The organism is Deinococcus peraridilitoris DSM 19664 (assembly GCF_000317835.1).
Taxonomy (GTDB): Bacteria; Deinococcota; Deinococci; order Deinococcales; family Deinococcaceae; genus Deinococcus_A; species Deinococcus_A peraridilitoris.
The window spans coordinates 1,723,399-1,745,164 of the sequence record NC_019793.1; the positions used below are offsets into that span (position 1 = coordinate 1,723,399).

The window sequence follows — 21,766 nt, forward strand, 5'->3', positions numbered from 1 at the left end:
AAGGAGGGCGGGAAGCAACTTCAATGCCATACACCCTGGAGGGGGACAACAGTCCGGTGCAACAACTTTGACCTGATGGGTTTGTGCATAGTCTCCGTCGATCGCGCCGAAGTGGCCTGCCCTGAGCAGGCCACCCTGATCCGGTACGCTGAGCGTGTGAACATCACCTTCTTGCGGCACGGCCGGTCTCGCGCGGATGATGAAGGCGTCCACGAAGGCCGCTACGACAGCCCGCTCACAAACGTTGGCCGTGAGCAGGCCCAGCTGCTCGCACGGTACTGGCAAACAAACCCGCCGAACTTCGATCAAGTGGTGTGCAGTCCGCTTCAGCGTGCGCTCGAAACGGCCCGCATCCTTGGCACGGCGCTGGCGCTCGAACCACGCATTGATTCGGACTGGATGGAATTTGACAACGGCCCACTCGCTGGCCTCACCCGTGAGGAAGCACTCGCGCGTTACCCGATTCCTGCGGCGCGAGGACGTTTTGACGCGCTGACTGCCGATGGTGGAGAATCGGAGGCGTCGTTTCACCGACGCGCGAGCAGCGCACTGGAACGGGTCGTGCAGGGTGGCGGTGAGCACGTGTTGGTCGTGGCCCACGGGGGAATTCTGAATGCCGCGCTGCACGAGCTGACTCGCAATGATCGGGTACGGTTTGCGTTCGGTGACACGGGCTTCACCACGGTGGCCTACCATCCACCCACGGAAAGCTTACGGGTGCTCGGGGTGAATCAGCAGCCGCACCTGACTTCAGAATCCCACCCGTTGGCAAGGTAGATCGACACGACATTGCTGTATCGGCAATCTGACCAATTGCTTGGTTTACCGTGCCTGAAAGAGCAGGAGTGATCTGCAAAAAATGTGGCACTGGACGGCGTCAAGGTGCTTTTCAGTCCTTTCCCAGGCGACGCCGGCAGAATTCCACGAATGTCGGTGAGGGCTCAACACCAAGCCGCACGAGAGCCGTGTCAACGCAATCGGGATTCGAAGGGATATACACGGCGTCGCTCAACGCGACCGCTATACCAGGTGAGAGCAGGACCGCCACCTGCAAAGTTTACTTTCATCTTTGGTGGCACCTGTCATCGCCAAGAACCACTACCCCCTGCATACTGAGATGCGGACAAAATCCATTTGAGCGTAAGAAGCACGCCCCACACGTACGCTCAACGTGCTGAACCGAGGGCTGTCTCCTCTGATTCTGTATACGTATGTGGAAACAGACTTTGGCAGCGAGTTCGTGTTCGTGTGACTCTTCAGGCACTGGCTGTCGCACCTTTTGGCAGGAGGTGATTGCGAATCAGCAAAATCTGACCACGATGGCTCAGTTCATCTTCGAACACGTGAAACCACGCCCAGTGGTAATTCACGAGCTTCCCGTTGGGGAAGTCAAACTCCTGAAGCAGCCAGTGATCATCCCGTCGCGACAACTGCTCACAGGTGTGTTTGCGGACCTCGCATAGCAAATCAACGTAGAACGCCAGGTCATGGTCGTGATACGCCTGACGGGCTCTCTCTCCCAGTAGCCATGCTGGAAGCCACCTTGCTTTCTCGGCGTCATTGGGCTCGCGCCCTTCAAAAGTTCGAACTTGATACGCGGCCTCCAACGCGGCGATATGCGCCAATAAGGCACCGATGGAGTTGCCGCGGATCCCGTGATGAAAGTCGAGCTGCGCGCGCGAAAGCCCCTGAACGGCTTTCAGAGTGGTTTCCCGGGTGTACTCCAGCATGGCGAGCAGGTCGGCGATTTTAGGTGTGTAGCCGTCCCGGGGCAGGATTCGGAGATTCAAGGACACATTGCCATTATCTGGGGTTCACTACTTGACGTTTGAGGGGTGGTGCGTGCGAAACGTCCATCGGAAGCGAATATTCAGTTTTTCGTCCGGCTTCCAGCGGGTAGTGGGTTCATCGCGATGACGGGACAGCATCAACAATGGAGGTCCTTACTTGAGGGTTTGGTTGTTATGGAAGGACCGCCTTCCAGTACGATGGCCTTCACAAGCTGGAGGCATGATGCACGAAGGTGAATTCGTCAGGCAGTTGAGGCAGGTGACGCCGAGTGTCCATGACCTCGTGTCGCGTGGCTTGTCAGCGGAGTTGGCTTCAGAGGTCATCAGGGGATATTCCATCCATCCGAAGTCGCGGATTGTGGCGTCAGGGATGCAGGACCCACTGGTGAGGCTGATTGAGAACTACGACCTCTCGAACTTCCATCTCGCGGATGTGACGTTCCCCAAGGAGGTCGAGTGCGGTCGATGGGGATGTGTCGTCGGGCACTACGCGGGAGATGACCTGGTACGTCGGGCGTCAGACGGAAGTGTTTTCCTGATGGAGTTGGGCACAACAGGGCACGCGCTGTATGAATGCGCTGAGAGCGGCGACAAGTTCCTCGACGCCCTTCTGCGCAGCGCTCAGTTCTTCGGCAGGTCGTTGGCGTCCGACCAGCTGGAAGCCCGCCGGATGGTGAGGGAATGTACGGCGCTGGCGGGTGGAGAGCGATACGCGCGCTTCTACAATTCGCTGATTGGTTGCTCGTCACTGGAACTCAATTAGCCCTGACGCTTCCCAATCGGTTCGCGAGACGTGCTGGACCGTTCATGTTTCATTCAATCCCCGTCATCACCAAAAACCCACTACCTTCCAGCGCATAGGCTTGCGCATATTCGAATTCGACGCTATCTTATTTTTATAGCCGCCCGAGAGGCGGCGTTCGTCGTTTTAGGACCATCAGGCTCCGCTTACAGCTCTTCGGGTACGGCCGCGCTTCTTGTCACTCCGTAAAACGATCACGCGCAAGTGCGGAAAGCCACCGAGGCGCTCAAGTCGTTGCCGCGCGGGGCGGGGAAAGCGCCAGATGAACGATAGGAACTCCCAACTGAGTAACTCGCGCCCAAGGTTCATAGGGTCCGGACGACGGTTGAGTAACGCCCTCGTTACCGCGCGGTAGCGGCGGATCGTTTAAGGTGGGACCATGAACGTCAAAGGCCTGGTTTTCATCGTGCTGCTCCTGGGGTCAAGTGCCACCGCGCAGACAGTGAACACCCAGCGGACCATCACCAGTGTGGACGGACTGCTCCTCAAGGAAGTGGATTGCCCGGAAAGCGTGACGCGCCTCCACAAGGTGCGCGTGCAGTGTGGCATCAGCACCCTCCGTCAGCCCGACGTCGAGAAGTTTCTCACTCCGATGCTGGCCCCGGCCGACGTGGCCTTCTACACTTCCAATGAAGCTAGAAGCCAGTGGAACGCCACGATAGCGGAGGGTCAAATCTTCGTGACCTGGCACGATGGAGGTGTGGTCGTCACTCGAGGCTGCGTCCTTCCCAACGTGAGTGGTCTTATCGTGCCGCTGTGCCGACCGAACATGACGTACGTCAACCGTACACCAACGCCATCTGGTCCCTGCCGGCCTGTTTCTCTGGGAGTGAAGCCTCCGAAAGATTGCCGCCCGGCCGAACGTTAAGGACACCAGGTGCTTCAGGCCAGGATCACAAGTACGTGTAAAACGTTTCCAGGCTGATACCGAACTCTCGGGCCACGACGGCTTTTTTCTCCCAGCCTGGACGCGCTGGCGGAGCTGCTCGATCTGAGCGGGGCCCACCACCTTGCCTTCGGCGCGTCCGTCCGGCTTATTCCTGTACCCGACGGTCTTGCGGTGAGTTTCGTCGGATGGACCCCAAGGCCTGCTTCTTCATCCGGCTAGACAACTCGATGGGGCTGCCCAGAATGTGCTAACGTAGCTACGTTAGCGATAACTCAGCAATCAAGCAGAAATTCCCAGGGCAGAATTTCCAGCGGACGCTCGGCAGAATATGCCCGACTGTCGGCTGTACCGTGCAATGCCCACCGGTCCCTTTCGCCTTCAAGGAGAAGCGCATGAAAAAAGCACTTGTACTGGTCGCCCTCGCCCTCGCCTCCGGCGCCCTGGCGCAGCGCACCACCGTCACCATCGGGGTTTACCCCAACCTCGACGACGTGGTGAAAGCTGCCATTCCCGGTTTCCAGAAAAAACATCCCAACATCGAGGTGAAACTCGTCACCCTCGAGTGGGCTGACCACCACACCGCCCTCACCACGGCGCTCGCGACCGGCAGTGGCGCGCAGGATGTCGTGGCAGTCGACTTCGGCTACGTGGCCCGCTTCGCGGAAGGCGGGGGCCTGGAAAACCTCGCCAACGCCCCCTACAACGGCAACAGCCTCAAGAACCAGTTCATCAGCTACACCTTTCCGCAGGCCACCCACGAAGGCAAGCTCGTGGCCATCCCCACCGACATCGGCCCCGGCACCATGTTCTACCGCACCGACATGCTCCAGAAAGCCGGCGTGAAGCCCGCTGACCTGAACAAGAGCTGGGACGCCTACATCGAAAACGGCAAGAAGGTCGTCGCCGCCAACCCTGGCGCCTTCCTGATTCCCGACGCTTCCACCGTCTCCTCCATCATCATCCGCACCAACATTCCTGCCGGACAGGGCGTGTACTTCGACAAGAGCAACAAGGTTCTGGTGGGCGCGGACAACGCCCGCTTCATGAGCGCCTGCACCACCGCCAAGCGCGTACGTGACGCGAAGCTCGACGCCCGCGCCGGGGGTGCCTTCAGCCCCGAATGGACCACCGCCTTCCAGAAGGGCAACCTCGCCACCGAATTCAGTGGCGCCTGGCTCGCGGGTCACCTGCAGAACTGGCTCGCCAAGGACTTTTCAGGTAAGTGGAACGCCCAGCAGCTGCCCGGCGGCACCTTCGCCTCGTGGGGCGGCTCCTTCTACGCCATTCCCACCCAGAGCAAGAATAAAACCGCCGCGTGGCAGCTGATCCGCTACCTCACCACTGACAGAGACCAGCAGATCCTGGCGTTCAAGACCACCGGCGCCTTCCCGGCCCTCAAGGCCGCCAGTGACGCCCCGCTCTTCAACGAAGGCGTGCCGTACCTCGCCAACCAGAAGGCCCGCACCCTCTGGCGCACCGCGGCTTCTCGCATTCAGCCGCTTGAGGTGAACAAACTCGACCCGGTGGCCGAAGAAATCGTCAATACCGCCGTTGGTTCGGTGCTCGACGGTACCAAGGACTGCACGAGCGCCCTCAACGAAGCGAGGACCCTGATCGAGCGTCGCGCTCGCCGCTGAGGATCGCCCCCAAAGCCCGACCGCCACAGCACGGTAAATCCATGCAACATCCAGGTTTTCCCGGGTGTTGCATGGATTTTGTGACGCTGCCAAGTCCCTGAAGCGTGAATTGCCATTGCCGCGGCGGCGCGGGATTCACCGTTCCTGCCCAGACCGAAAGGACCTTATGCCTGACTTCTACTTGAGCCACCATGCCGCCTGGGGTGCCTACGCCTCGTTCGTTCTCGGGACGATCGGAAAGGGCGGTGGTTTTGCGTTGTCCGACGTGCACTCGCCACAGCGCAGCGTGTATGTGGCGTATCGCCAGGGCCAGGAGGCCGTGCGGGTGCTGCCGTTTCTGACGGCCCCCATCGGGATGGGCGAGCTCGCCTTTCAGGCCGAAGCGGACGGACAGGCACGCCAGGCCGTCGCCGTACAGATGGTGAGCGCCGACGAGCTCGAGCGTGAACTCGGCTGGGCTTCCGACGAGTGGCGCCACGGGCCGCTGCGTCTGCGTCTTCTGAGCCCCTTCGGAGACGTGCCGGCACCTGGATCGGACGAAGCGGCCATGAAGCAGGCCGTCTGCCCGGTCGTACTGGCCGAACTGGAGCTCGACAACCGCAACGGTGGCGCTCCCGCCGAGCTGCTCTTCGCGCTGGAAGGCATCAACCGGCCCCTGTCGGACAGCACGCAGGGCCAGCTTCTCGGGGTGGCGTCGGGCAGCGCGTGGGGCGTCGCGGCCCTGCCAGGCAAGGGCGTCGAGGAAGTGCAGGACTTCGACGTGATCGGCGCGACGTTTGGAGAACGCAGGCCGCGCGTGCGTCGTCTCGGCAACACCGGGGGCGTGATGCTGACCGTCGGTGCCGGCGAGGTGGGACGACTGGTGCTGGCCCTTGGCACGTACCAGGCGGGCATCATTACGACCGGCCTGGACACGCGCTTTTACTACACCCGGTACTTCGGCAAGCTGGAGGAGGCCATGTCCTTCGCACTGGAGAACGCCGGGGAGTACCGTGAAGAAGCGCGACTGCGCGACGCGGAACTTGCCGCAAGCGGCCTGAGCAGCGAGCGGCGTTTCCTGCTGGCGCACGCCACGCACGGTTACCTCGCGAGCACCCAGCTGCTTTTGCGAGAAGACGGAAGTCCGCTGTGGGTGGTGAACGAAGGCGAGTACCGCATGATGAACACCCTCGATCTGACCGTCGATCAGCTGTTCTGGGAGCTGCGCTACCATCCATGGACGACCGGAAACGTGCTGGACCTGTTTGTAGAGCGCTACTCCTTTACGGACGAGGTCAAACATTCCGGGGAACGTCGCGCCGGAGGCCTGAGCTTCACGCACGACATGGGCGTCGCGAACGTCTTTGCACCGCCCGGTCAGTCCGCTTACGAAACCGAAAACCTCGACGGCTGTTTCTCGCACATGACCTTCGAGGAACTCACCAACTGGGTGCTGAGCGCGACGCTGTACGGCCTGCTTTCCGACATCCCGTGGCTGCGCGCGCAGACCGGGCGGCTTCAGGCCTGCCTGGACTCACTGCTCGCACGCGACGTGGACGGTGACGGCGTCATGGACGCCGACAGTGCCCGCACGGAAGGTGGCGCGGAAATCACCACCTATGACAGCCTCGACGCGAGCCTGGGGCAGGCGCGCGGCAATCTGTATCTGGCCGTCAAAACCTGGGCGTCGCTGGTGTGTCTCGAGCACGCCCTGCGCGTCCTCGGGCTGGATGGACGGCGCGCCGGTGAGCGCGCCGGGAGGGCGGCGCGCCGAATCACCGAGGGCTTCGACGAGCAGCGCGGATACATTCCCGCGCTGCTGGAAGGCGGAAGCGACGCCTGCATCATTCCCGCGATCGAGGCGCTGGCCTACCCGCTGCTGCTCGGGCTGAACGAGGCCGTCAGCGAGGAGGGGCCGTACGGTGCGCTGGTCAGTTCACTGCGTCGTCACCTGGGCACCGCCCTGCAGCCGGGCGTGTGCCTGGACGCCGAGTCGGGTGGCTGGAAGCTGTCGAGCACCAGTCACAACACCTGGCTTTCCAAGATCTTTTTGTGCCAGTTCGTCGCGGAGGAACTCTTCGGCGTACCGGTGAATCCCGCTTGGGACGCAGCGCACGTGCGCTGGCAGCAGCTGGGTTCGGCCGCACACGGTCCGACCGATCAGGTGCGCTCCGACGACGGGCGTGACCTCGGCAGCCGCCTGTACCCACGGCTCGTGACGAGCGTGCTGTGGCTGCCACGCAGGGGGGGCGCGCACGACAGGACCTCTGCTTCGCCACAGGAGCTGCAGCGCGCCACCTGAGCTCGAGAACTCCAGAGCCTTCAGTTCTCGTGTCTCGAAATGACCTCGTCGTTCCCGGAGCAGGCAGCGAAGGCGTGCCCTGGCTGCCTGTCACTTCGCGGGTTCCAACCCTTTTCGAGATCGGGCGAGTGCACTTCGGTCAGCCAACGAACGTTCGTGTTGCATTCGTTCAGCGTTATGAGTCACACTGCTGAACGTGCCGGAACGCCTGCTGAATCTGCTGACTTTTCTTCCTCAATCCGGTGAAGCACTGGCACGGCAGCTTGGTGTGGGGCGCGTGACCGTACACAACCGTGCCCAGATGCTGCTGGCCCAGGGGTTTCCCGTCGAGGTGGCCCGCGCCGGGTACGCGCTGGCCAGTGGCACGCCCACGCCGGGGGAACTGCGGCCACGTGGCACCTTTGGTGGGGCGTACCGCTACCTGGGAACGGTGGGAAGCACCCAAGACGAAATGCGGTCCTGGTCGGACGCGCCTCACGGGGCCGTGGTGCTGGCCGAGCGGCAGACCGGCGGGCGCGGACGGCGCGGGCGGATCTGGCACAGCCGTGGAGGCGCGCTGACCTTTTCGCTGCTGCTGACCGACGGGCGCTCACTCGCCGATCTGGCGCTTCTTCCACTGGCCGCCGGAGTCGCCCTGCAGGACGCCTGTGGTGTCGGGGGAGTCAAATGGCCCAACGACCTGCTGGCCCCCGATGGCCGCAAGCTGGCCGGCGTGCTGCTGGAGGCTGACGTGCGCGGCGAGGAGGTCCGCAGGGCCGTGCTGGGCATCGGCCTGAACGTCCAGGAGGCGCCGCCGGGCGCTGCCGCGCTGAGTGAGCTGCGTCCGGCACGGCGAGTTGACGTGCTGCGGGACCTGCTGGACAGCCTGGAGCGCTGGCTCACGGCCCCACCTGCCGAGGTGCTGTCGGCCTGGCGGGCGCGTAACGTCACATTGGGACGCGAGGTGCGCGTCACGACGCTGCAAGGTGAGGTGCACGGCGTCGCCCGCGACCTCGACGACGACGGCGCCCTGCTGCTCGACACGGCAGGCGGGAGCGCGCGTATCGCTTCCGGTGATGTCGAGCTGGTTTCCACGCGGTCTGCACCGTAAGGTGCTGCCCGAATCTGAAAGGAGTGTTATGAACAAGACGTTGACCTACCCCACCCTGGCCCAGGCCCTTTCCCCCGAGGCTTCGCTGGCCCGCGACACGCTGCTGGTGCTCGGCGGCGCGGCCCTGATCGCGCTCTGTGCCCGAATCGAGGTACCGCTGTGGCCCGTTCCGGTCACACTGCAGACGCTGGCAGTCTTGCTGGCGGGCGCCGCGCTGGGATCACGCCGTGGGCTGCTGGCCGTGCTGGCTTACCTGGGGGCAGGAGCGCTCGGACTGCCAGTTCTGGCGGGCGGAGCGGCTGGCCTGACCAAGCTGCTGGGCCCGACGGGCGGATATCTGCTGGGATTTGCCGTGGCGGCGTACACGGTGGGCTGGCTGGTCGAGCGTTTCGCCCTGGACCGCCGGGTGCTGGGAGCTGCCGGCGCAATGCTACTGGGGAACGTGGTGATTTACGCGCTGGGGCTGATGTGGCTGGGCCGGGTGACCGGGCTTTCGGGCCAGGCGCTGCTGAACGCAGGCCTGACTCCCTTTTTGCTGGGTGACGCTCTCAAGCTGCTCCTGGCGGCGCTGCTGCTGCCCGGTGTCTGGCGCTGGCTGCGTCGCTGAAGTCAGCAGCTGATACGAACTGGCGTGTATTTCGGAGCACCTGAGAACCCCTCAGGTGCTCCTTTCTTGCCGCAGCCCGATGGTTGAGTTCACTTACTGTCTTGGGCAAAACGGACGGCATCAGCCGCCTGCCCGCGTCTTGGGCGTTGACAACTGAGCGAAGCAGTCAACGTACCCTGGGATGAAATCACTCCCGGGCGCCCTGAATCGTCAGCGTGAAACATGAGGATGGACAGCTTACTGTCCATCCTCATGTTTCACTGACACTGGGCCGACAAACCGCCGGGTTATCCACAAAGTTATCCACAGGGCCCCTCTGGAAATCATCTTCCCGGAGGAGGGATACGTTCCATGGCCACACTGCAAAAAGACCACCTGGCGCGTCTTTTTGGTGTCTTCCCGCAAGCCTGGTACCGTGAGTCAAAAGTTATCCACAGGGCCACGTTTCACTGTGGATAACTCGGTCTCGGCGACTCGGATTCTCTCATTTTACTCATGATCATTTCGCGGTCCTGCGGCAGACACGGCCCGTACAAAGGCATATACACGGTCCGGATCCTTGATTCCCGGGGACACTTCAAGGGCACTGACGGCGTCCACTCCAGCGGCAGGCAAGATCCGGAGCGCCTGTCCGACGTTCTGAGGACCCAGACCACCCGCCAGCCAGGAGCCGGTCGCAAACCTGGTCCGCAAAGCCTGCCAGTCCAGCGTCATCCCGCTGCCAGGCTGCGCAGCATCGAACAGCAGCTCCAGACCCTCGTGGGGCTGCGGCAGTTCGTCTCCCGGACGCACCACCTGCAGAACGGGATAGTAGCGCAGCGCCGCCTGCAAGTAAAGGTCGCCCGCCGCACCGCTCACGCCGTGCAACTGCAAGGCGCTGAGACGTGCGACGTCGGCCGTGCGCAGCACCTCGTCGAGCGCGCCCCCCTCCTCCCCCACCACAAAGACGCCCACCCGTGCCAGCGACGGTCCGACGGCCAGGCTGATACGCCTGGCCGTCGGACCGTCCACCCGGCGGCGGCTGCGTGCGAAGATCAGGCCGATGGCGTCAGCGCCAGCGTCGCGCGCCAGCAGGGCATCCTTGATGCTGGTGGTGCCACAGATCTTGATGCGCGTACGACTCACCGCTTCAGGCTATAGCAGTCGCAGCAAAGCACCAAGCGTGTCAGGAAGTACGCATGGGCCACCTCATGATGTGAAGGGCAAGAACCTGAGGTTCCTGCCCTTCACACCAGTCCTGCCAACAACGGCTTCAGGTGCGTCGACCACGCAGTTGTTCGTCGTCGCGGTTCGGGGTGAGGGTCGCACCAGCCTGCGGTACGTCATGACCGCGGCCACCGCCGAGGGTGCTGAACAGCAGAATCAGACCGGTGGCCAGCAGCCAGCTCCACGCGCCGGTCGAGGCAGTACGCCGGGCGACCTGCTCGGCCTGCTGCAAGCTCTGCTCGGCCTGCTGGCGCGTTTCCTGCACACGGCTGCTGATAACCGTGGCGGTTTCGCGCGCCTCGGGTTCCGAGAGTCCCTGACGCTGCAGACGGGTCACGAGCTGCTCACCCGTCAGGGCCTGCTGGATCGCGTCAAAACGCTGCGGAACGGTTTCGTTCAGGTTGCTGAGGTTGCTCAGGTCCACCTGACTGACGGCCCGGTTGACCACACCACGCACCACGCCGCTGGCCGCCGCGACCTGCTCGTTGCTCAGTTCCGGTGACTGCTCGGCGATCAGGGCATTGAGTTCCTGCTCGTCGGTCAGGCCGCTGAGCAGCTGCTGCACCGGGCCGCTCTGGGCCGCGCCTGCCTGATTGGCCGCACCGGCCGCACTGGACGCCGCCGCCGTCGCACCCTGCGCCAGACCGATGGCGCTGCGAATGCCGCCCATCAGGGCATTGTAGGAAAACAAGGTCAGGCCGAGCGCCAGCAACATGCCGGTCAGCAGCCCGTTGAAGCGGCCCTGGGCAGGCGTGAGGTAACCCGCCGCACGCGCCGCCGTCAGGCCGGCCAGAAAGGCCGAAATGGCCAGCGACACCGCCAGCCAGGCAATGGTGCCAATGGCAAGCCCGCGTGCGGTATCGATGGTGGCCGCACCCAGCGCCACACCCAGGGCCGTCAGCGCCAGCTGCGTCACGATGCCCACCACCAGACCGGCCAGGATGCCCGTCCAGCTGAGACGCTGTAATACTGTTCCCCGTTCAACCAGCATAAAACCTCCTTGGGCGAGAAACGCACGGCGCTCGCGTTTCTCCGTCGAGTGCTTCAGCCTTTCAGGCTGCGGCCGGTGTCCCGCGGCAGGTCACGGCCAACTGACGCCACGTCCTGTGTGGCGATCTTCATGTCCCTGGTGGTGTTCTCGATGCCGCTGGACGCGTCCCGGCCAGCCTGCTGCGCCTGCTGTACGAGCGGCGAGGGGGTGGCCTCGCGCTCGATCCACACCTGACCCATCAGCTGCGAGGCGCGCTGTCCGGCCTGATGCAGGCGCTCACGCGTGGCCGGACTGTAGTTGCCCACGAAGTCGAGTACCCGTTCACGCGCCTGCGGGTGGCGGGCCAGGTAGTAACCACCGCCCAGCACTGCCGTCAGCCACCAGGTGCGCCCGCTGCCCCTGCTGCCCGTATGGCGCACCAGGCGTGACACCCGGGCGTCAAGCTGCCGCAGTTTCCGCTCATGTCGCGCCAACATCCGCACAGCCTGCAGATCGGCGCGCCGCTCGGCCAGCTCTGCCGTTTTCTGCGCCATACGGGCTTCCCGCAACGCGTCCTTTTTGGCCGAGCGCACACTCTGCAGGCCGTCGCTCAGGAGGCGTTGCCCGCCGTGCTGCCAGTCTTGCACCGTGCTCGCGCCCTGGCTGATCGCCCCGCTCGCGAGCGACGCCACACTGCCGGCCACGGGTACGGCCGCACTTGCAGCCGTGGTCACCACACCCTGCAGGTTTCCGGCCAGCGCACCCAAGGCTTCCTGCACGGTCCCGGCCACCGTCCCGGCGGCGCCCTTCACCGTCTGGCGTACGGAGCGTTGCTCACGTCCGATTTTCAGCTGTTTCAAGTTGATCATCTCAAGTCACCTCCCGAATCACCCGTCAAACGCTCACCACTCATACGGCCCCGCCCGGCACTGTCGCGCTCGGTGCTGTCTCCCTCGTGACGCCCGATCACGGCGTCCGTCTGGAGGTCCACCTCGTGAACACGCAGGATTTCCCGGCCGAGTTCCACGTTGAAGCGCTCTTCGTTGGTAACGCCGCGCTTGAAGAGCCGTACTTCCTCGCTCACCACCGGGCGTTTGGTCACCACCGCTTCCTCGCGGTACGTCACGATCTCGCGGGTCTGGCCTTCCAGCAGCGCCTCGCCGTCGATCGTCACACCGCTCGATCCGGGCGCCACCTCGATCACCAGCGTTTCGGTCAGCAGTTCCACGGTCAGCGTCTCGGTATGACGCTCCACCATCCGCCGGATCTGTACCCGGCCTGCCACCTCACGGCGTTTCTCGACCAGTGCCCGCTCTTCGAGAAGCTCGAAACGGGCGACCTCTTCTACGAGACCGGTGCCCTCGGTCCCCACCTGTCCCTGCACTCCCTGCTCGCGGCGTTCGTTCACATCAGCCTCCTGAATCTGCTCTGGCAGTCAGGCAGGGGCGGAAGACACCGCCCCTGCCGTCTCACACCGTTTGTTGCGCCGGGCGCTCAGCGGCGGTCGCGGTCAGTCTTGCCGTCAAGGCGGTCCAGGTCGTCGTTCACCCGACTGCCGCGCTCCTCGACATCACCGGTGCGGTTGACGTCGAGGACTTCACGGCCCACGGTTTCGTTGAAGGTCTGGGTTTCGGTCTCGGTGCGCTTGCCGATCTCGACTTCCTCGGTGACGTAGGCCTGCTTGCTGACGTCGGCGCGTTCGGCCTCCAGGTCCACCCGCAGGGTCTCGGAGCCCGATCCCAGCGTGACGTTGCCTTCGACCGGACGGGACTCCGTCACGGGACGGCGTTCGATCACCAGTTCTTCGTGGCTGAGATTGACGCTGACCTGCTGCTCACGCATTTCAACGTGTTTGCTGACCTCGACGCTGTCGGTCCGGTAGCGTTCCTTGTCGACGACCAGACGCTCTTCGAGCAGCCGCAGCCGGTCGGGAGTCTTGAACATCCGGTCTTCGGTGTCCTCGTCGCGGTAGTCGTAGCGGCGGCCCATGCTGGCGGTATCCATGCCGGCATTGCCGCTCATGCCCGTACGCATGTCGGCATCCATGCGGCTGTCGGTCATGCCGCTGACGCCGCCGGCCGCACGGTCCCCTGACATGGTTGCCGAGGAGGCGGTGTTGTAGCCGATGCCGGTGGTGCCTTCGTTGCGCAGATCGCCGCCCATCACGCTGAGATCGCGGTCGGTGGTGGTGTCGGAATCGGTGGGGATCATGTCCTGATCCATGTCGTTGCGGTAGCCGACTTTTCCACCGTAGTCCGCGCCACGCAGCACGCGTTCGTCACTTGTCTGCGCGTCATAGGAGTACTCTTCGCCGTAGCGGTATTCGCGCATCTCCTTGACCTGGTCTTTGGTGAGGTTGTCGAGGTACACGGCGTCATCCTCGAGGCGGGCCATGCCGACGGGCAGCAGGACTTCCTTGCTGGTGAACCAGCCACCGACGTCAATGATCAGGTAGCGCAGGCGGCCGGTGGTGGGCTCGACCATCGCGCCGCGCACGGTGCCGATTTTCTTGCTGTCAGAGCCGTAGACGGCGTCTCCGGTGGGATCGTAGATGCCCTCGCTGCGAAAATCGTAGTTGCGGTCGCGGGTCAGGTCAGACAAAGGAATCAGTGTCGTCATGGTCGTGCCTCCTCCACAAGGCTGATTCCACAGTAAAAAACGCACGGTCCTCAAGCGTTTGTAGGGTGCTAAGACGCACATACCAAACGTTTTGCGCACAGACAGGTCCCTCTCACACGGCCAACCGGTCTGATGAAGGGAGTATCACGCTTTTTCAATACAGAGCTGCCCGGCAGAACCACCCCGCAGCACAAAACGCGCTTTCCGCGCACCTCGAATCATGACCGCGAACATAAAATTTATGAAGACCGACACCCCGCAATCAAAATCAGACCAACCCATGAAGAGATGTGCAGCCGATGTTTAAGGCACTCATCTGATAACACCAGCCTTTCCTGGACCAATTTATTCAACTTTTCTTGGTGGACTTCCCAGAAATGCTGGAAACAAAGCATCAACAATGCAACCGAAGGCCCCTGGGCCGGAAAGGACCATTCACCATGGCTCAACTGATTCCACTTTCGGACCTGATGCGTGACCACAACTACGATTTTCGCAGCGAGGGCATCTACGATCCCACCGGAGACGCCGTCTATGCCGCCGACGGCGATAAGATCGGCACCGTGCGCGGCGCAATGGTCGAGCCCACCACCGGCCGCCTGCGCTACCTGATCGCCGACGTCGGTGGCTGGTTCACCAGCAAGGAAGTCCTGCTGCCCGTCGGCATGGTTCGCCTTGAGGATGACGCCGTGTACCTTGACAACCTCACCAAAGACCAGGTCAAGGAGATGCGCGAATACCGCTACGGCGAGTCCTACGACGACGACGCGCAGATGAGTGACGAACGCGTGCTGCGCGGCAGCGATACGCGCATGGGCAACGATGCGCGTGTGAGCAGCGCCGGAACCTTCAATTACCGTGACGAGGACACCGAAGACCGGATGTTCAAGACTCCCGACCGGCTGCGGCTGCTCGAAGAGCGTCTGGTCGTCGACAAGGAACGCTACCGGACCGGCAGCGTCGAGGTCAGCAAGCACGTCGAGAACCGCGAGCAGCAGGTCAGCGTCAACCTCAGCCATCAGGAAGTCGTGATCGAACGCCGTCCCGTGACGGAGTCCCGTCCGGTCGAAGGCAACGTCACGCTGGGATCGGGCTCCGAGACCCTGCGGGTGGACCTGGAGGCCGAACGCGCCGACGTCAGCAAGCAGGCCTACGTCACCGAGGAAGTCGAGATCGGCAAGCGCACCGAGACCGAAACCCGGACCTTCAACGAAACCGTGGGCCGTGAAGTCCTCGACGTCAACCGCACCGGTGATGTCGAGGAGCGCGGCGACAGGGGCATGCGCGGAGACACCAACCTGAGCAACGACTCCGACCTGCGCGACACCACGCCGCAGCGCTCGGTGGGCAGCCTTGGCGGGCAGGGGCTGGACAGCGCTCAGACCTCGTCGCGCCTGACGGCCGTGTTCAACTCCGAAAGCCAGGCCGAAGCCGCCGTGGCCGAATTGCGCCGCCTGGGTGTCACGGACGCGCACCTGTCGTTCATCGGCCATCACCGGGGTGAAGGCGCGGGCATGACCGGTGAAGGCACCGAGACTTCCGGCGAGCGGCGCGCCAAGAACACTGCCGGGGGCGTGGCCGCCGGCGCTGGCCTGGGGGCACTGTTCGGTCTGGCGGCAGCCTTCATTCCGGGTGTGGGTCCGTTCATCACGGCGGGCGCTTTGGCGACCACCCTCGGCGCGGCGGGGGGCGGCGCCACGGCGGGTGCCCTCGTCGGCGGGACCATCGGCGGCCTGACCAGCGCCCTGGCGGACGCCGGTTACAGCCGTGAAGAAGCCGACTACTACGGTGGGCGCGTCGAGCAGGGCGGCACGCTGGTTGCCGTCGAAAACACCAGCGGCGTCGACATGGGCCAGGCCCGCGAAGTGCTGCGCCGTCACGGCGGCGAGCTTCACGGCGCCTGAGCATTACCCCCTGGACATACTGCAAAAAGGAAGGCGCCCACGGTGGGCGCCTTCCTTTTTTCTGCTGTCAGGCCGCGCCCAGAGCCTCACGAAGTTCGAGTGCCAGCAGCTGAAAGGCCAGGCTGGGACTGACGTACTGCTCCAAAGCCGCGAGGGTGCGCTGCAACGCACGGTCGGCGGCGGCGCGCACATGCATTTCCTCTCCGCGCAGCACGAACTGCAGCGCCTCGGGGTGCCAGCGGGGATCGAAGCGCTTTTCGAGACCTTCGGCGGCCTCCAGCGCGCCCAGCATGCCCAGCGAGAGTGCCTCGACCAGTACGCGGGCGTCATGCAGCGCTTCGCGGGCCTTCGCGCGCTCGACGATCACCCCGGGACGTCCGGCAGCGAAAGCCAGCAGTTCAGGGTCCTCTTCGCCCAGCGTGACGAGCGCCCGGGCGAGAACCTCGTCGCTCACGGCGCTGACTCCCAGGCGGGCGGCACGCGACGCGATGGTCGGCAGAACGGCCTGCACCTCCTCGGCCAGAAAGACGAAGAGCGCCCGGTGAGGTGGCTCCTCCACCACTTTCAGCAGGGCGTTGGCACTCTCCTCGTTGAGGTGCTCGGCACCGTCGACAATCACCACCTTGCGGGCATAGGTGGGCGCCGTTTCCAGCCACTCGATGACGTGCTGCTCGTACTCCCGTCCGTCGTCACGCTTCTCGGTGATGGCGGCGACCGGAATCAGGCGGCGACGGGCGGTCTTGCCCGTCGCGGTAGTGGTCCTCGGCTCGATCTCCAGCAAGTCGGGATGCGCTCCGTGCAGGACGCCCTGGCAGGAACGGCACGCTCCGCACGGCCCCACGGCCACGCCACGTTCGCAGTTCATCAGCGCGGCCAGCAGGCGCGCCGTGGGGCGTTTGCCTACCCGCGCCGGACCGTAGAGCAGCAGGGCGTGTCCGGCGAAGGCGCGCACGGTATCCACGACCTCTTGATGCCCGATCAGACCGAAGGGGGCGCTCACTCTCCCACCGCCAGCCGCGCTCCCAGCGACGCGGGCAGCCCGGCACTTCGCAAGGCGGCCTGGGTGAAGCCCACGTCATAAGGCACCCGGAACACCTCGAAGGTGTGCTGCTCGATGTCAAACAGGCCGTACGAGGCCTGCGGATTACCGTCGCGCGGTTGTCCGACCGAGCCCGGATTGAGGATCAGGCGCGCGCGGGGTGCCCATAAAAAACGCCCACCCGCGCTGAGGGACTGATGCTTGACCCACTCTCCCGGAGGTGCGTCCACAGTGGCGTACACGCCGGGAAGATGGGTATGCCCCACGAAGCACACCTGGCCTTCCCAGGCAGCAAATGCCTCACGGGCGCGGGCCAGCGAACTGACGTACGCCAGCAGCGAAAGCGGCGAACCGTGCCGGAAACGGACCGTGAAACCACCCAGCTCCTCGTCGTGCACCTCAGGCCAGGCCGCAAGCCCGTTCAGGTCGGCGCTCGAGAGACGCTGAAGCTGCCAGTGCAACACCTGCATCACCACGTTGTCCTGAGCCTGCCGGTTCGCTCCCCGCGCGAGTTGCAGCGCCCAGAGGTCGTGGTTGCCCAGAATGCACCGGGCGTTCAGGTCACGCAGGCGCGCGAGCACCTCGCGTGGCTGCGGGCCGTACCCCAGCACGTCGCCCAGACACACCACCCGGTCATAGACCTGCCGCTCGGCGTCCCCCAGCACGGCTTCCAGGGCGGCCAGGTTGGCGTGAATGTCCGAGAGCAGCAAGAGGCGCACCAGCAGATGATAGCGAGCCCACTCCCCGGCGCACAAAAACCCGGCCCGGTCTGCTCCGCACTCACCCGGTCTGCTCCGCGCTCAATCGAGAGCTGCCTCCTACCACGCGCCGGGCAATTTCCCTATTCTTTTCCGGTGACTCGACCGCGCATCGGCATTTCCATCGGGCAGCTTCTCACCCTTCCCGGCGTGACCCGTCCTTACGAAGGCACCGCGCAGCACTACGCGCAGGCGTTGTGGGCGGCGGGCGCCGCGCCGTCGCTGCTGCCGCTCATTCCCGAGGCGGCAGGTGAACTGATGGAACGCCTCGACGGCCTGCTGCTTTCCGGCGGGGTCGATCTGCATCCCCGCTTTTACGGCGAGGAGCCTCATGAACAGCTGGGTGAAGTGGACGAACTGCGCGACGCCACCGAAGTCGAGCTGTACCGCGCGGCGCGTGAACGCGGCCTGCCGGTGCTGGGCATCTGCCGGGGCCTGCAGGTCATCAACGTGTTCGAAGGCGGATCGTTGCACCAGCACCTCGACGGGCACAGCCAGAGTGCGCGCGGACACCACTACACCGACACGACGCACGACGTGCACTTCGAGGACGGGCTGCTTGCCCGGCATCATCCGCAGCTCACCCGCGTCAACTCGCACCACCATCAGGCCGTCAAGGCCGTGGCACCGACCCTGCGGGTCGCCGCGAGAACGGACGACGGCCTGGTCGAAGCCCTGGAAGGCGACGGGGTGGTGTGCGTGCAGTGGCACCCGGAAGCGACCTTTCACAGCGCACCGGACACGAACGGCACGTTCAAGGCCTACATGGAGCTTTTCCGGTGACAAGAAACAGTAGGTTCACGCAGCGCTCAGGCGGGCCGTCTCGGGCGAGCGCCCTGCGCGCCCAGAACCTGTGCCGTCAGGAACGGTCATGAGCCCGGAGCGCGTCTGGTCGGATCTGTACGGCTGCCCACGGGCACTGTGGAGCGGTCTTCCGGGCGGCCACACCTGGCTGGTGGTGGCCCCGCCGCGCCTGGTCGGACAGGTGGCCGGCGCCCTCGACGCGCTGCGCTTCAAGGGCGCGGTGTACCTGCTGGTCACCGAGGACCTCACTCCCCTGGAAAGCGCGCTGCGGGAAGTGAGTCCGCGTGGCGCTGTGGTGGTCGGTGAAACCCTCAGCGGCGGCCCGTCGTTGCAGCTTCCTCCACGCACCGTCCTGCAGCCGGGCTTTTCTTACCAGGAAGGCGGCGATCTGCCTGAATGGACGTCCGCCTTGCGGCTGGACGCTGCGCGCGGTGCCTGCCCGCCCGCGAGCGCCTGCGCCCGACAGGGCGTCCCGGTGGTCAGCGCGGACGTGAAAGATCTCGCGCGCACCCTGCAGATGTGGTGGGCCCAGACGCCGCACAGCCTCGCCCACGTGTGAACACTCCCCGGACGAACCTCGCCGCGCAGGTCACCGATCCGGCCACGTCCGCCGTGCGCCACCTGTACCTGCACGTGCCGTTCTGCCCTTCCATCTGCCCGTACTGCGATTTTCACGTGCTGACGCGCCGCGCCGGGCAGGTCGAGGCGTACCTGAAGCGCCTGCGCGAGGAAGCCGCCGAAATCGCGCGAACCTACCGCGTAGATCTGCAGACCGTCTACCTGGGCGGGGGCACGCCTTCCTTCCTGCGCGAAGCAGAAATGGCGGAAGTGGTCGACATCGTGCGCAGCGCCTTCGGCTGGGGAGCGCAGGAGAACACCCTGGAAGTCAATCCGGGTACGGTTTCGCCTGAGCGGGCCCGGCAGTGGCGTGAACTGGGGTTTGACCGGGCGTCGGTGGGCGTGCAGAGCCTCCACGACCCCACCTTGAAGTTTCTGGGCCGTCAGCACGACGCCCGCTCGGCGCGCGAAGCGGTCGAGCAACTCCTGGCACAGGAGTTCCGGGTGTCCGGTGACCTCATCACCGCCGTGGCAGGCCAACCGCTGGACGGCGATGTGCGCGGCCTGGTGGAACTGGGCGTCGAGCACGTCAGCGCCTACACCCTCACGATCGAAAGCGGCACGCCCTTCGCGCGGCGCGGCGTGACGGTGCGCGAGGAAGACGAGCGTGAAGGCTTCTCACGCACTGCCCAATTGCTGGGCGAGCTGGGCTTCGAGCGCTACGAGATCAGCAATTACGCGCGCTCCGGTGGACACTCACGCCACAACCTGGCGTACTGGACCAACCAGTTCTACCTGGGGCTGGGCCCGGGCGCGGCGGGGCATTACCCGGCCCCGCCCGGGCGTGAAGTCGCGGGGCAGCGGGTGCTGTCCGAGCGGCGCACGAATCCACACCTGAACGGGTGGCTGGCCGGCCAGCCGGGGGAAAGCGACCTCATCACGCCCGAGGAGTACGCCACCGACGCGCTGTTCATGGGACTGCGCCTCACGCGTGGAGTGGACCTGCGTGACCTCTCGCGGCGCTCGGGTCTGGACGTGGCCGCGCGTTACGCCGGGGTGATCGAGATGCAGACACGGCGCGGCGCGCTGGAGTTTGACGGCAGGGCGCTGCGGGCGACCGAAGCGGGCCAGTGGGTGCTGAACGACGTGATTCGCGCTTTTCTGGAAGCCTGAACGCTCAGCGGCCCGAACCCGTATGGCCCTGCTGCTCCAGACGCCGGCGGTATTTTGCCAGCACGACGTGCAACGCGGCGTCGAGATCGACACCTGACGCGTGGGCCAAGCACAGCAGGCTGAAGTAAGTGTCACCGAGTTCCCCGGCCCACTGCTCACCCGGCACGAAAGGCCGGGCGCCGTAATCGGTGGCGTTCAGGTGCGCTTTGGCGACTTCACCCAGTTCGGACAGCAGGTCCAGCAGACGGGTCACCGGTCCGGCTTCCAGATGATGCGCTTTCAGGAAGGCGGCCGTCGATTCTTGCGCTTCGCTCGGCATGGCCAAGACGAGCAAGCGTGAGCGCTTCCGTTCCCGAAAAGCGCGCGGCGGGTGCGGTAACATCGGCGGCATGACCAGCGATCCCTGGCAGGACCGTCCTACCCTGCGCGGGCAGTTCGTGACGCTCGAACCGCTCGGCACGCAGCATGCTGCGGCCCTGGCCCGCCAGCACGACCCGGAAGTCTTTCGTTACCTGGGGCGTGGAGGTCCGGCCGATGACACGCCGCAGGCCTGGCAGGAATTCATCGTTTACCTGAACGCCATTCCCGGACGCTGGAACTTCGCCATTCTGGTGCACGGCACGCCCGACGTGGCCGGACGCATCTCATACTCGGAGATGCGCCGCGCCGACCGGGGGCTGGAAATCGGCACCATGATCATGCCCGCCTACCAGGGCACCTTCGTGAATCCGGAAAGCAAGCTGCTGCTGCTGCAGTACGGCTTCGAGGTCCTGAACGCGGCGCGCGTGCAGTTCAAGGTGGACGCCCTCAACGAGCGCAGCCAGCGCGCGATGGAGAAACTGGGCGCCGTGCGCGAAGGTGTTCTGCGCCAGTACCAGGTGCGGCCGGACGGCAGCATGCGGGATTCGGTGATGTACAGCGTTACAGGGAACGAGTGGCCCGAAGTGCGCTCCCGGTTGCGCGAGCGCCTGCAACGGGCCGGTACACTGAACACACCTTGACTTCCGACGCACCTGCCGCCTTTTCAGTTCGTCCCTTCCGCCCCGAGGACGAGACGGCGCTGTACCGCATCTGCCTGGAGACAGGTGACAGCGGCGCGGACGCCACTGAGCTGTACGCTGACCCGCTGCTGCTGGGCCATCTGTACGCTGCGCCGTACGGTCGGTTCGAACCCGAGCTGGCATTCATTCTGGAAGATGCCGTGAGCGTGTGTGGCTATGTGGTCGGCGCGCGGGACACCGCAGCCTTCAACACGCGGCTCGAGCGCGAATGGTGGCCGGACCTGCGCGCACGGTATCCCCTGAGCCACGCAGACGCCCCGCCGCACACACCCGACGAACGCCTGATCGCGCAGATTCACACTGGTTTTCCTGACGACACGGGGTTGTGGCAGGCCTACCCCTCGCACCTGCACATCGATCTGCTGCCCCGCGCCCAGGGAGCCGGAAACGGCCGACGCCTGATCGGGACCCTGCTCGGCGCCTTGCGGGCAGCGAACTCGCCGGGCGTGCACCTGGGGGTGGGCGCGCGCAACGAGCGCGCCATCGGATTTTACCGGCGTCTCGGCTTTCAGGAGCTCGCCCGCACGCCGGGGGCAGTGACCTTCGGAATGAAGTTGCGCTGAGCGCCGTCCGGCCTC

The 21,766-nt window shown here is 64.8% G+C and carries 22 protein-coding genes; 13 read left to right on the top strand and 9 right to left on the bottom strand.

The window, feature by feature from the left end:
* Positions 1 to 156 precede the first annotated feature (156 nt).
* Positions 157 to 777: a histidine phosphatase family protein gene (locus DEIPE_RS08465; RefSeq protein ID WP_157448818.1), complete on the top strand. Its 621-nt coding sequence runs from the start codon at positions 157 to 159 to the stop codon at positions 775 to 777.
* Positions 778 to 1,256: 479 nt separating this feature from the next.
* On the opposite strand, the gene DEIPE_RS08470 is transcribed toward DEIPE_RS08465, so the two are convergent.
* Positions 1,257 to 1,796, bottom strand: coding sequence for a DinB family protein (locus DEIPE_RS08470; protein ID WP_015235555.1), 540 nt, complete (start codon positions 1,794 to 1,796; stop codon positions 1,257 to 1,259).
* A 214-nt stretch (positions 1,797 to 2,010) separates the two neighbouring features.
* Here DEIPE_RS08470 and DEIPE_RS08475 point away from each other — a divergent pair, with 214 nt between their 5' ends.
* From DEIPE_RS08475 to DEIPE_RS08500, 6 genes are all read left to right on the top strand, one after another.
* Positions 2,011 to 2,553: a hypothetical protein gene (locus DEIPE_RS08475; protein WP_041230793.1), complete on the top strand. Its 543-nt coding sequence runs from the start codon at positions 2,011 to 2,013 to the stop codon at positions 2,551 to 2,553.
* Positions 2,554 to 2,971: 418 nt separating this feature from the next.
* Positions 2,972 to 3,460, top strand: a complete 489-nt coding sequence (locus DEIPE_RS08480; protein WP_015235557.1) for a hypothetical protein — start codon at positions 2,972 to 2,974, stop codon at positions 3,458 to 3,460.
* A 413-nt stretch (positions 3,461 to 3,873) separates the two neighbouring features.
* Positions 3,874 to 5,118 (top strand): ABC transporter substrate-binding protein, encoded by a 1,245-nt coding sequence (locus tag DEIPE_RS08485; protein WP_015235558.1) that lies wholly within the window; start codon positions 3,874 to 3,876, stop codon positions 5,116 to 5,118.
* A 166-nt stretch (positions 5,119 to 5,284) separates the two neighbouring features.
* Positions 5,285 to 7,399 carry a glycoside hydrolase family 52 protein gene (locus DEIPE_RS08490; RefSeq protein ID WP_015235559.1) on the top strand — a complete coding sequence of 705 codons (2,115 nt, stop codon included), beginning with the start codon at positions 5,285 to 5,287 and terminating at the stop codon, positions 7,397 to 7,399.
* A gap of 196 nt (positions 7,400 to 7,595) precedes the next feature.
* Positions 7,596 to 8,489, top strand: coding sequence for a biotin--[acetyl-CoA-carboxylase] ligase (locus tag DEIPE_RS08495; RefSeq protein WP_015235560.1), 894 nt, complete (start codon positions 7,596 to 7,598; stop codon positions 8,487 to 8,489).
* 28 nt (positions 8,490 to 8,517) lie between these two features.
* Complete coding sequence (locus DEIPE_RS08500; protein WP_015235561.1) at positions 8,518 to 9,096, top strand: biotin transporter BioY; 579 nt, start codon at positions 8,518 to 8,520, stop codon at positions 9,094 to 9,096.
* A gap of 489 nt (positions 9,097 to 9,585) precedes the next feature.
* Here DEIPE_RS08500 and DEIPE_RS08505 read toward each other — a convergent pair whose 3' ends face one another.
* From DEIPE_RS08505 to DEIPE_RS23050, 5 genes are all read right to left on the bottom strand, one after another.
* A complete protein-coding gene (locus DEIPE_RS08505; RefSeq protein ID WP_015235563.1) occupies positions 9,586 to 10,221 on the bottom strand; it encodes a phosphoribosylanthranilate isomerase in 636 nt (211 codons plus the stop codon).
* A 127-nt stretch (positions 10,222 to 10,348) separates the two neighbouring features.
* A complete protein-coding gene (locus DEIPE_RS08510) occupies positions 10,349 to 11,293 on the bottom strand; it encodes a TIGR04086 family membrane protein (RefSeq protein ID WP_015235564.1) in 945 nt (314 codons plus the stop codon).
* Positions 11,294 to 11,346: 53 nt separating this feature from the next.
* Positions 11,347 to 12,141 (bottom strand): hypothetical protein, encoded by a 795-nt coding sequence (locus tag DEIPE_RS08515; protein WP_015235565.1) that lies wholly within the window; start codon positions 12,139 to 12,141, stop codon positions 11,347 to 11,349.
* Positions 12,138 to 12,680 (bottom strand): YsnF/AvaK domain-containing protein, encoded by a 543-nt coding sequence (locus tag DEIPE_RS22145; protein ID WP_015235566.1) that lies wholly within the window; start codon positions 12,678 to 12,680, stop codon positions 12,138 to 12,140. Before DEIPE_RS22145 ends, DEIPE_RS08515 begins: the two co-directional genes overlap by 4 nt.
* Before the next feature lie 86 nt (positions 12,681 to 12,766).
* Entirely contained in the window at positions 12,767 to 13,891 is a 1,125-nt protein-coding gene (locus DEIPE_RS23050; RefSeq protein ID WP_015235567.1) for a PRC and DUF2382 domain-containing protein, read from the bottom strand.
* A gap of 440 nt (positions 13,892 to 14,331) precedes the next feature.
* Between DEIPE_RS23050 and DEIPE_RS25375 the strand changes: the two genes are divergently transcribed.
* Positions 14,332 to 15,795 carry a PRC and DUF2382 domain-containing protein gene (locus DEIPE_RS25375; protein ID WP_015235568.1) on the top strand — a complete coding sequence of 488 codons (1,464 nt, stop codon included), beginning with the start codon at positions 14,332 to 14,334 and terminating at the stop codon, positions 15,793 to 15,795.
* A 67-nt stretch (positions 15,796 to 15,862) separates the two neighbouring features.
* Here the strand turns inward: DEIPE_RS25375 and DEIPE_RS08535 are convergent, their stop codons facing one another.
* Together DEIPE_RS08535 and DEIPE_RS08540 are read right to left on the bottom strand one after the other, a co-directional pair.
* Positions 15,863 to 16,795, bottom strand: a complete 933-nt coding sequence (locus DEIPE_RS08535; RefSeq protein ID WP_015235569.1) for an ATP-binding protein — start codon at positions 16,793 to 16,795, stop codon at positions 15,863 to 15,865.
* Positions 16,792 to 17,553 carry a metallophosphoesterase family protein gene (locus DEIPE_RS08540; protein ID WP_041231325.1) on the bottom strand — a complete coding sequence of 254 codons (762 nt, stop codon included), beginning with the start codon at positions 17,551 to 17,553 and terminating at the stop codon, positions 16,792 to 16,794. The genes DEIPE_RS08535 and DEIPE_RS08540 overlap by 4 nt, the downstream gene beginning before the upstream one ends.
* A gap of 135 nt (positions 17,554 to 17,688) precedes the next feature.
* Between DEIPE_RS08540 and DEIPE_RS08545 the strand changes: the two genes are divergently transcribed.
* The 3 genes from DEIPE_RS08545 (at position 17,689) to hemW (ending at position 20,127) form a co-directional block, all read left to right on the top strand.
* Positions 17,689 to 18,375, top strand: a complete 687-nt coding sequence (locus tag DEIPE_RS08545) for a gamma-glutamyl-gamma-aminobutyrate hydrolase family protein (protein WP_015235571.1) — start codon at positions 17,689 to 17,691, stop codon at positions 18,373 to 18,375.
* An 88-nt stretch (positions 18,376 to 18,463) separates the two neighbouring features.
* Positions 18,464 to 18,955 (top strand): hypothetical protein, encoded by a 492-nt coding sequence (locus tag DEIPE_RS24915; RefSeq protein WP_015235572.1) that lies wholly within the window; start codon positions 18,464 to 18,466, stop codon positions 18,953 to 18,955.
* Positions 18,952 to 20,127, top strand: a complete 1,176-nt coding sequence (gene hemW, locus DEIPE_RS08555) for a radical SAM family heme chaperone HemW (protein ID WP_015235573.1) — start codon at positions 18,952 to 18,954, stop codon at positions 20,125 to 20,127. Before DEIPE_RS24915 ends, hemW begins: the two co-directional genes overlap by 4 nt.
* Before the next feature lie 4 nt (positions 20,128 to 20,131).
* Here hemW and DEIPE_RS08560 read toward each other — a convergent pair whose 3' ends face one another.
* Positions 20,132 to 20,452, bottom strand: coding sequence for a MazG nucleotide pyrophosphohydrolase domain-containing protein (locus tag DEIPE_RS08560; RefSeq protein WP_217218468.1), 321 nt, complete (start codon positions 20,450 to 20,452; stop codon positions 20,132 to 20,134).
* 64 nt (positions 20,453 to 20,516) lie between these two features.
* On the opposite strand from DEIPE_RS08560, the gene DEIPE_RS08565 reads away from it, so the two are divergent.
* Together DEIPE_RS08565 and DEIPE_RS08570 are read left to right on the top strand one after the other, a co-directional pair.
* Complete coding sequence (locus DEIPE_RS08565) at positions 20,517 to 21,128, top strand: GNAT family N-acetyltransferase (RefSeq protein WP_015235575.1); 612 nt, start codon at positions 20,517 to 20,519, stop codon at positions 21,126 to 21,128.
* Complete coding sequence (locus DEIPE_RS08570; RefSeq protein WP_015235576.1) at positions 21,125 to 21,751, top strand: GNAT family N-acetyltransferase; 627 nt, start codon at positions 21,125 to 21,127, stop codon at positions 21,749 to 21,751. The genes DEIPE_RS08565 and DEIPE_RS08570 overlap by 4 nt, the downstream gene beginning before the upstream one ends.
* Positions 21,752 to 21,766: the final 15 nt, after the last annotated feature.